Raw genomic sequence first — 345 nt, forward strand, 5'->3', positions numbered from 1 at the left:
CGCACGCAAGGCGGAGGTCGTGGATCGGTCGCTGGCGTTTCACGGCTCCGGTCTCGGCGATCCGCTCGAGGCCTTGCGACGGATCGGCGGGCGTGAGTTCGCGGCGATCTGCGGCGCCATCCTCGCGGCGCGCATGGAGAAGATTCCCGTCCTGCTCGACGGTTTCGCGGCGACCGCGGCGGCTGCTGTCCTCCATGCGGCCAATCCCGCCACGCTCGATCATTGCCTGCTTGCAAGCCTGTCGTCCGAGCCTGGCCATGCCAAGGCGGCCGAAGCGCTCGGATTGCTGCCGCTGCTTGATTTCGGCATCGGCCATGGCGAAGGGGTGGGGGCTGCTCTCGCTGC

Annotated in this window: 1 protein-coding gene; it reads left to right on the forward strand. The window is 69.0% G+C overall.

Annotated elements, in window-relative coordinates; all coding sequences use genetic code 11:
- Window positions 1-345 (forward strand): nicotinate-nucleotide--dimethylbenzimidazole phosphoribosyltransferase (locus tag EN852_RS37025; RefSeq protein WP_189546496.1); only part of this gene is annotated, 345 nt, incomplete at both ends.

Origin of the sequence: Mesorhizobium sp. M2E.F.Ca.ET.209.01.1.1 (assembly GCF_004010375.2) — a bacterium.
Classification (GTDB): domain Bacteria; phylum Pseudomonadota; class Alphaproteobacteria; order Rhizobiales; family Rhizobiaceae; genus Mesorhizobium.